Origin of the sequence: Nonomuraea longicatena, assembly GCF_039525605.1 — a bacterium.
Taxonomy (GTDB): domain Bacteria; phylum Actinomycetota; class Actinomycetes; order Streptosporangiales; family Streptosporangiaceae; genus Nonomuraea; species Nonomuraea longicatena.
Genome location: NZ_BAAAHQ010000031.1, coordinates 138,732 through 146,136 on the forward strand (window position 1 = coordinate 138,732; position 7,405 = coordinate 146,136).

The window sequence follows — 7,405 nt, forward strand, 5'->3', positions numbered from 1 at the left end:
TCTCCTACGAGGGGCTTGCGACTGCGGAGGCGGTGAGGGCGAGGAAAGCCTCCTCCAGGGACGTGGGCCGGACCTCCAGCCCGGAGAAGGCGACCCCGCTGCGCACCAGGCTCACGACCAGGCGGTCGGCGTCGCCGGTGACGAGCCGGACGCGGCCGTCCTCGACCGTGTGGGCCAGCACTCCGGGCAGCTCGGGCAGTTCGGACACCGGGTCCGCGACGAACGACACCCGGTGCACGCCCGCCATCTCGCGGACCGCGCGCACGGTGTCGTCGGCCAGCACCCGCCCCTGGGCGACCACCACCACACGCTTGGCGAGGGCCTCGACCTCCTCCAGATAATGGCTGGTCAGCACGACGGTGCCGCCGTCGTCGTGGAAGGCCCTGATGCCGTCCCAGAGCGTCAGCCTGGCCTCGACGTCGAGGCCGGTCGTCGGCTCGTCGAGGAAGACCAGGCGCGGGTTGCCCGCGAAGGCCAGGGCGACGGCCAGGCGGCGCTTCTGCCCGCCGGACAGCCCGCCCACCTGCCGCCGGGCCAGGTCGGTGAGCCCGAACCGGCCGAGCAGTTCGGACCGGCCGAGCGGTTCGGGGAAGTGGCTGGTGACGAAGTCGACGATTTCGCCCACACGCAGCGCCTCCGGCAGGCCGGTCTCCTGAGGGGTGACGCCGATGCCGCGCCGTACGACGGGATCGGAGGGGGAGCCGCCGAGCAGTTCCACCGTGCCGGACGTCGGACGGCGCAGCCCGACGAACAGGTTGATCAGCGTGGACTTGCCCGCCCCGTTGGGGCCGAGCAGTCCGACGACCTCGCCCGCGCCGATGTCGAGGGACACCCGGTCGAGCGCCAGCGCCTCGCCGTAGCGGCGGGTGACCTCGACGGTCCTGGCGAGTGCGGTCATGACGTGCCTCCAGCGGTGTCGAGCAGGGCGCGGATCGCCTTGGTGTAGTCGTCGAAGGCCGCCCGGCCGCGCTTGGTGAGGGCGACGTAGGTGACGGGGGTGCGGCCCCGGTGCGTCTTGGTGATGTCCACGTAGCCCGCCTCCTCCAGCTTGGACAGGTGGACGGACAGGTTGCCCGCGGTCATGGCCAGCACGTCCTTCAGCCCGGGGAAGGCGATCTGGTCGCCGTCGGGCAGGGTGTTGAGCGTGGCCACGACCCGCAGCCGGGCCTGGGCGTGGATGACCGGATCGAGTTCGGGCAGGGGCTCGGCGCTCACCGGCGTGCCCGCAGCCAGAGGCCGAGGGCGATGGCGCCGCCGCCGCACAGGACGGCCACCAGCAGCGCATGCCACCCCGGGCCGATCATGGCGCCGACCAGGTTGACCGCCGACACCCAGACGCCGAGGCCGGTGAAGGCCCAGCTGTCGAACAGCGCGCCGCCCGCGATGTAGAGCAGACCGGTCACGAGCATGGCGGTGGCGGCGAACAGCAGGCTGATCAGCGCCTCGTCCTGGATGGCCGACACGAACCTGGCGGCGATCATGTTCGCGCAGATCATGCCGACGGCCCACGAGAGCCCGTACACGATGCCGAGCTGGGCGGACCTGCCCCGGATCTGGCCGCCGGAGCGGTGCAGCGCGTACGCCATGCAGCCGCCCGCGATCATCAAGCTGCTCATGAGGACGGCGATGGCGACCGGCAGCGGGATCGGCACGATGGCCTGCCCGTCGAGGCCGTGCCGCAGGAAGAACGCCCCGAACCCGACGAGCCAGGCGACTCCCCAGGAGGAGAAGGCGAGCAGCGGGTCGGGGGTGAACCGCCGGATCGCGAGAGCCTGCTGGCTCTCGATGAGCCGCAGTATCTCCTCGGGACGGTCGGCCTGGTCTGTCATCGCGAATCCTCACTCTCTCAAACTGGTTTGAACCATAAACCAGAAGAGTTTGATTCGCAAACCTCTCAAAAGCTGATCTTTACGGCAAAGCCCACGAACCCCACCCGCCGACCCGCATACAGGGCCTCCAGGGGCACGCTCCTCCCGCGCGCCCCTGCCCGCCGCGACGCCGAACCCGTACGCGGGACCTACGACGGCGCGCTGGGGGAGGAGGCCCGCTTCGCGAGGAGGGACGGGACGCCCGTGCCGTCGGCCCTGGCGGACCAGAGGTCGCCGCCCTTGGCGTACATCACGGTGCCGGCGTCCAGCCACGCCACCTGATCGTCGATGCTGGCGCGCTCGGCCAGCGGGGTCTCCCGCATGGTGGCCAGGTCCAGGGCGTGCAGCCGCCACTCCCCGGAGGACAGGCGCTTCTTGAAGACCAGGCGGGTGCCGTCAGGGGAGAGCGAGGGGCACTCGGCGTTCTCCCGCAGGGTTCTCGCCTGCCACGCCCCGTAGTCGCCCTCCACCAGGTACGTCCTGCCCTTCGTGCTCACCGTGGCGTAGAAACGGTTGTCGTCCGAGGCGAAAGTCACCCCCCAGTAGTTGACGTCCTCCGAGTGGTAGCGCCTGCCGTTCAGGGTCAGCGGGATGTCCTCCATGTTGGTGATCAGGTAGCCGGTCCTGGTGTCCAGGAGCCCGCTCCAGGTGGAGAAACCGCCCTGGTTGTAGGAGTCGCCGGTGACGAAGACCGTCCACGAGGCCATCCGGCCACTGGCCGACATGCGGGCCCGGCTCGGGACACCGGCCAGGCCGACCCGCCGGGTCTCCTTCAGGGTGCGGTCCAGGATCAGGGCGCTGGTCGTGGGCGGGGTGCCCGGCCGGGCGACCAGGCACAGGGTGGTGCCGTTCGCCGTGGAGAAGCGGTCGCAGGAGGCGGAGCCGATCGTGGGCGCCGCCGCCGGGTTCGACAGGGGGACCGCCGCGATCCTGCCGTCGCTGCGCAGCAGCAGCCTGCCGGGGGCGGTCGTGTCGAAGGAGCGGTCGGCGACGGGGGCGGGGGCCGTCGCCCGTACCGCGTAGGCGGCGGCGCCGGTGATCAGTACGAGGACGGCGGCCACCAGGACGACGGCCCGGCGCCCCCGCCTCGCGGGGGAGGCGGCGCCGTCCGGGGCCGGCTGCGGTGGGTGGTCTGCGGTCACAGTGTCCTCCAGGCGAGCAGTGCCGCCACGACCAGTCCGGCGGCCATCACGATGAGCCCTGGTTGCGCGCCCCACGCCGCCCACAGCACGCCGAACGCGATCGACGAGACCATGCGCGCGCACGCCTGCCCGGTCTGCAACAGCGCCAGGCCACCGGTTCGCAGCCCTGCGGGGAGCAGCGGTCCCGCCACCGCCATCAGCACCCCGTCCGTCGCCGCGTAGAACGCCCCGTGCAGCACCAGCACCGGCACCAGCCAGCCGGGACCGATCAGCACCAGGTAGGCCAGCGCCAGCGCCACATGCCCGCCGAGGAAGACGGCGACCCTGCCCACCCGGTCCGCGAGCCGTCCCAGCGGGATGGCCAGCAGCAGGTAGACGGCCGCCGTGCCGAGTGGCAGCAGCGGGAAGAGCTCGGGGGTGACCGTGTCGCCGCCGCGCAGGAGAAGCAGGTAGACGAACGGGTCGCTGACCGTCACCAGGCCGAGCGCCGCCGCCACCAGGCACACGCGGCGAAAGCGGCGGTCGGCCAGCAGGCGGAAGGTCGAGCGGATCGACGCCCCGGCGGCGAGCGGTTCGCGCCGGTCTCCGACGTACAGGACGAGGAGCAGGACGCCGAGCACCGCGACGCAGAAGCTGGTCACGAAGACCGCGTCGTAGGCTCCGGCGGTGGCGGTGAGCACGGCGAAGGCCGCCAGCGGGCCGAGCAGGGCGCCGACGGCGTCCATCGCCCTGTGCACGCCGAACGCGCCGCCGAGCCCGGCGGGCGGGACGCTCAGCGAGATCAGCGCGTCCCTGGGCGCGGTGCGCAGGCCCTTGCCGGTACGGTCCGCCGCGACCACGGCGCCCAGCCACGGCACCGAGGAACCGGCCGCGAGCAGGCCGAGCTTGCAGACGGCGGACAGCCCGTAGCCGAGGCCCGCGACCAGCTTGCGGCGTTGCCAGCGGTCGGCCGCGTGCCCGCCGGCCAGGCGGACCAGGGCGGTCACCCCGAAGTACAGGCCGTCCAGCAGGCCGAACTGCACCAGGCTGAGGCCGAGCGCGCCGACGAGGTAGAGCGGCAGGACCGCGGTGATCATCTCGGCGGAGATGTCGGTGACCAGGCTGACCGCGCCGAGCGCGACGACGTTGGCGGGGACCGCCTTGGACAGGCGGCCCCCACGCAGCGAGATGTACATCCGCCGTCAGTGGCAGGTGTAGGTGGGGCTGCTGTCCTTGACGGCCCCGTCGACGCCGATGAGCTGTGAGCTGAACGTGGTGTCCGTGAGGGTCAGCTTGAGCACCCCGAAGGTGTTGGTCAGGCGCTTGAGGCTGTTGGGCTGGACGTTGTGGATGCCGTACGGCGAGGCGCCGCCCATGCCGCCGAGGATCTCCACGATGCCGTCGCCGGTCGCCTGCTGGTCCGGGTTCTGCGGGCCGAAGCGCTCATAGTGGTGGTCGTGGCCGTTGAGCACCAGGTCGGCCTTCTTGGCGTACAGGAGCTGCCAGATCGGCTTGCTGATCGGGTTGTTGCCGTGCGACCCCGAGCTGAACAGCGGGTGATGCCAGTAGGCGGCGATACAGCCCTTGGTGTTGGCGTTCAGGTCGGCGGTGAGCCAGTCGATCTGGGCCCGGTCGTTGAAGTAGTTGGAGTCGAGGGCGATGAAGTGCCAGTTGCCCCGGTCGAAGCTGTAGTACGTCTTGCCCTGCGGGGTGGCGAGGTTGCCGAAGTAGGCCTTGTACCCGGCGTACACGCCGGCGGGGTCGTAGGTCTCGTGGTTGCCGACGGCGGGCCTGGTCTTGCTCTTGAACGTGCCCCACGTCGTGTCGTAGTAGGCGCGGAAGTCCGAGAGCAGGGCGTCGTCGTACTGGTTGTCGCCCATCGTCAGGACGAACTCGGGGTTCATCGACCGCACCTGCGCGGCGGTCTTGGGGTGCACGCAGGCGCTGGAGGCCGCGGTGCACTGGGCGGCGATGTCACCTGCGGCGGCGACCACGAATCCGCCGGGCGGCTCGGTCGGGCCGCCGGCGCCGACCGTGAGCCGGTCGAGGTTCGGGCCGCCGGTGGCGGTCGTCGCGGTGGCCCTGACCGTGTTGGTCCCGGCGACGAGGGTGGCGGGCACCTCCACGCTCTGCCAGGTGGCCCAGGCGCCGGTGGGCGTGAAGGCCGGAGTGGCGACGGAGGTGCCGTTGACCGCGACGGCGAGCGGGCGGTCGGCGGTGGTGCCGTTGGCGTAGCGGAAGGTGAGCTTGGCCGGGCCCGCCGTGGAGGCGGTCACGCTGAACTCGACGTAGCCGCCGACGGTGTTCACGTAGTCGACGAACCCGGTGCCGGTGTACCCGGCGTGCTTGGTGTCGACGAACGCCTGGGACAGCACGGCGCTCTCCGCCTGGTGCTCCGATGACGGGGTGGTGGGGGTGCCGCCGTAGACCCGCATCTCGTACAGCGAGTAGCCGTACGGGGTGGCGCGGGCGGTGCCGTGCATGCGCACGTAGCGGGCGGAGGCGGTGAGCCCGGCGATCTCGTCCGGGCCGCCGTCGCCGGTGGTGGTGGCGTGGACGGTGGTCCAGGCGATCCCGTCGGCGGAGACCTGGAGCTGGTAGGCCGTGGCGTAGGCGGCCTCCCAGAACAGCTCGATCCTGGATAACTGCTGCACCGAGCCGAGGTCGACGCTCACCCACTGGGGGTCGCTGCCCTCGGCGGAGGCCCAGCGCGACGCGGCGGTGTCGCCGTCGAACGCGGCGGACGCGGGGTAGGAGGCGGTTTCCACGGAGGAGGCGGTGGCGGGTCGGCCCTGCGAGAGCAGGGATTCGACGGCGGCGGCGCTGCCGGCCGCGACGAAGAGGGTGGTGAGCAGGGCCGCGACGGCGGCGACGGTCAGGGCGAGACGATGTCTGGACATGGCTGTCTCCTGGGGGTGAGACGACGGACATGCAGAACACCGCGGCCGGGTCAGCAGAACTCACTGAGCACGTCACCTCCGGGCGGAGGCCGCGCCAAGCCACTTACCGGCGATCGTGACAAGCGACCCGGTACCTGTCAAGGTAGTTAGGAAGGTTTCCTAACTTCCGATGGACATTTCCCTTTTCGGATGGTCTCCGGGGCGCCCGGGTGTGCGTGAAGGAGCCCATCCCGACGACGTCGCCCTCTGTCTCGAACTCGACCGGTTCCCCTTCGCCATGGTGGCGACCACGGAGGACTCCCTCATGGTCCTCTGCCCGTGCGCCGTGCCCTCGCCGTCCGGCGACGCTGGAACCTGAGCGTGAGCCTGCGGATCAGGCGCGGCGGATCAGGGACTCCGACTGCCATAGGTCCCGGTAGTAGCCGGGCGTCGCGACCAGGTCGTCGTGATGACCGCGCTGGATGATCCGGCCGTGCTCCATGACCAGGATCTCGTCCACCTGCTCCAGCCCCGTGAGCCGGTGGGTGACCAGCAGGGTGGTGCGGTCGTGGGTGACGTCCAGGAGGTCGGCCATCAGGGCGTCGGCCGTGTCCTCGTCCAGCGCCTCGGCGGGCTCGTCGAGCAGCAGCACCGGAGGGTCGTACAGCAGCGCCCGCGCCAGCGCCAGCCGCTGGAGCTGACCGCCGGAGACGGTGCGGCCGTCCTCGCCGAGTTCGGCGTCCCATCCGACGCCAGCGACCCAGCCGTCCAGGCGGGCGTCGCGGACGGCCCGCTGGAGGCGTTCGTCGTCGGCGTCCGGTCCCGCGAGCCTGAGGTTGTCGCGCAGGGGCGCCTGGAAGATGTACGGATCCTGGGTGAGCCCGGTCATCAGCGTCCGGACCTGGTCGGACTCCAGTTCCCGCGTCTCCACCCCGTTCACACGGATGTTTCCGGACTCTGGCTCCAGGAGCCGCATCAGCGCCGCCAGCACCGTGCTCTTCCCGGCGCCGCTCGGCCCCACGAGCGCGACCCGTTTCCCCCGCGTCAGTGTGAACGACACCCCGTCCACGGCGGCCCGCCCGCCGGGCTCGTGCCGCACGACCAGATCCACGACCTCGACGCTCTGCCCGGTGAGAGGCAGCGGCGCGGGCGCCGAGGGCTCGGTGATCGCCGGAGTGGCGGAGGAGACCTCGCGCAGGCGGCGCAGCGCCGCCGTGATGCCCGCCATCCGCTCCCCGGCCGCCGCCAGCGGCAGCACCGGCTCGAAGGCGACCAGCGACATCAGCGCGAGCACGGCCGTGCCGATCGTCCCCGCCCCCGCCGCCTGGGCCACGAGGACCACCGCCGCCACGGTCAGCCCCTGCACCAGCGTGCCCACCCCGAGGGAGGCCGCGTGGATGCGGGACTGGCGGCGTTCGAGCGCGGCCAGTTCGCCGTCGGCCTCCATCGCGGCCCCGAGCGCGCGCTCGCCCGCGCCGTACGCCGCGAGGTCGGCGGAGCCGTGCACGAGGTCGGCCACGCGCGCGGCCAGCGCGGC

General features: G+C 72.0%; 8 protein-coding genes. 1 reads left to right on the forward strand and 7 read right to left on the reverse strand.

Features of this window, described 5'->3' with window-relative positions; genetic code table 11:
* Window positions 1-4 precede the first annotated feature (4 nt).
* From ABD120_RS26960 to ABD120_RS26985, 6 genes are all read right to left on the reverse strand, one after another.
* Window positions 5-898, reverse strand: coding sequence for an ABC transporter ATP-binding protein (locus ABD120_RS26960; protein WP_343952880.1), 894 nt, complete (start codon window positions 896-898; stop codon window positions 5-7).
* On the reverse strand, window positions 895-1,215 hold the full coding sequence (locus tag ABD120_RS26965) for a transcriptional regulator (RefSeq protein ID WP_343952881.1): 321 nt from the start codon (window positions 1,213-1,215) through the stop codon (window positions 895-897). Before ABD120_RS26965 ends, ABD120_RS26960 begins: the two co-directional genes overlap by 4 nt.
* Window positions 1,212-1,829, reverse strand: coding sequence for a hypothetical protein (locus ABD120_RS26970; RefSeq protein WP_343952882.1), 618 nt, complete (start codon window positions 1,827-1,829; stop codon window positions 1,212-1,214). The genes ABD120_RS26965 and ABD120_RS26970 overlap by 4 nt, the downstream gene beginning before the upstream one ends.
* Window positions 1,830-2,017: 188 nt before the next feature.
* Window positions 2,018-3,010: a TolB-like translocation protein gene (locus ABD120_RS26975; protein WP_343952883.1), complete on the reverse strand. Its 993-nt coding sequence runs from the start codon at window positions 3,008-3,010 to the stop codon at window positions 2,018-2,020.
* A complete protein-coding gene (locus ABD120_RS26980) occupies window positions 3,007-4,185 on the reverse strand; it encodes an MFS transporter (protein ID WP_343952884.1) in 1,179 nt (392 codons plus the stop codon). The genes ABD120_RS26975 and ABD120_RS26980 overlap by 4 nt, the downstream gene beginning before the upstream one ends.
* A 6-nt stretch (window positions 4,186-4,191) precedes the next feature.
* Window positions 4,192-5,889: a discoidin domain-containing protein gene (locus ABD120_RS26985; protein ID WP_343952885.1), complete on the reverse strand. Its 1,698-nt coding sequence runs from the start codon at window positions 5,887-5,889 to the stop codon at window positions 4,192-4,194.
* 211 nt (window positions 5,890-6,100) lie between these two features.
* Here ABD120_RS26985 and ABD120_RS26990 point away from each other — a divergent pair, with 211 nt between their 5' ends.
* Window positions 6,101-6,247 carry a hypothetical protein gene (locus tag ABD120_RS26990; protein ID WP_343952886.1) on the forward strand — a complete coding sequence of 49 codons (147 nt, stop codon included), beginning with the start codon at window positions 6,101-6,103 and terminating at the stop codon, window positions 6,245-6,247.
* A gap of 15 nt (window positions 6,248-6,262) precedes the next feature.
* On the opposite strand, the gene ABD120_RS26995 is transcribed toward ABD120_RS26990, so the two are convergent.
* The coding region (locus tag ABD120_RS26995; protein ID WP_343952888.1) for an amino acid ABC transporter ATP-binding/permease protein at window positions 6,263-7,405 on the reverse strand (1,143 nt) is incomplete at its 5' end.

Excerpts from the sequence above, each read along its gene's own strand:
- ABD120_RS26970 (WP_343952882.1), bottom strand. The coding sequence starts at position 1,829 with ATGACAGACCAGGCCGACCGTCCCGAGGAGATACTGCGGCTCATCGAG.
- ABD120_RS26985 (WP_343952885.1), bottom strand. The coding sequence starts at position 5,889 with ATGTCCAGACATCGTCTCGCCCTGACCGTCGCCGCCGTCGCGGCCCTG.
- ABD120_RS26980 (WP_343952884.1), bottom strand. The coding sequence starts at position 4,185 with ATGTACATCTCGCTGCGTGGGGGCCGCCTGTCCAAGGCGGTCCCCGCC.
- ABD120_RS26960 (WP_343952880.1), bottom strand. The coding sequence starts at position 898 with ATGACCGCACTCGCCAGGACCGTCGAGGTCACCCGCCGCTACGGCGAG.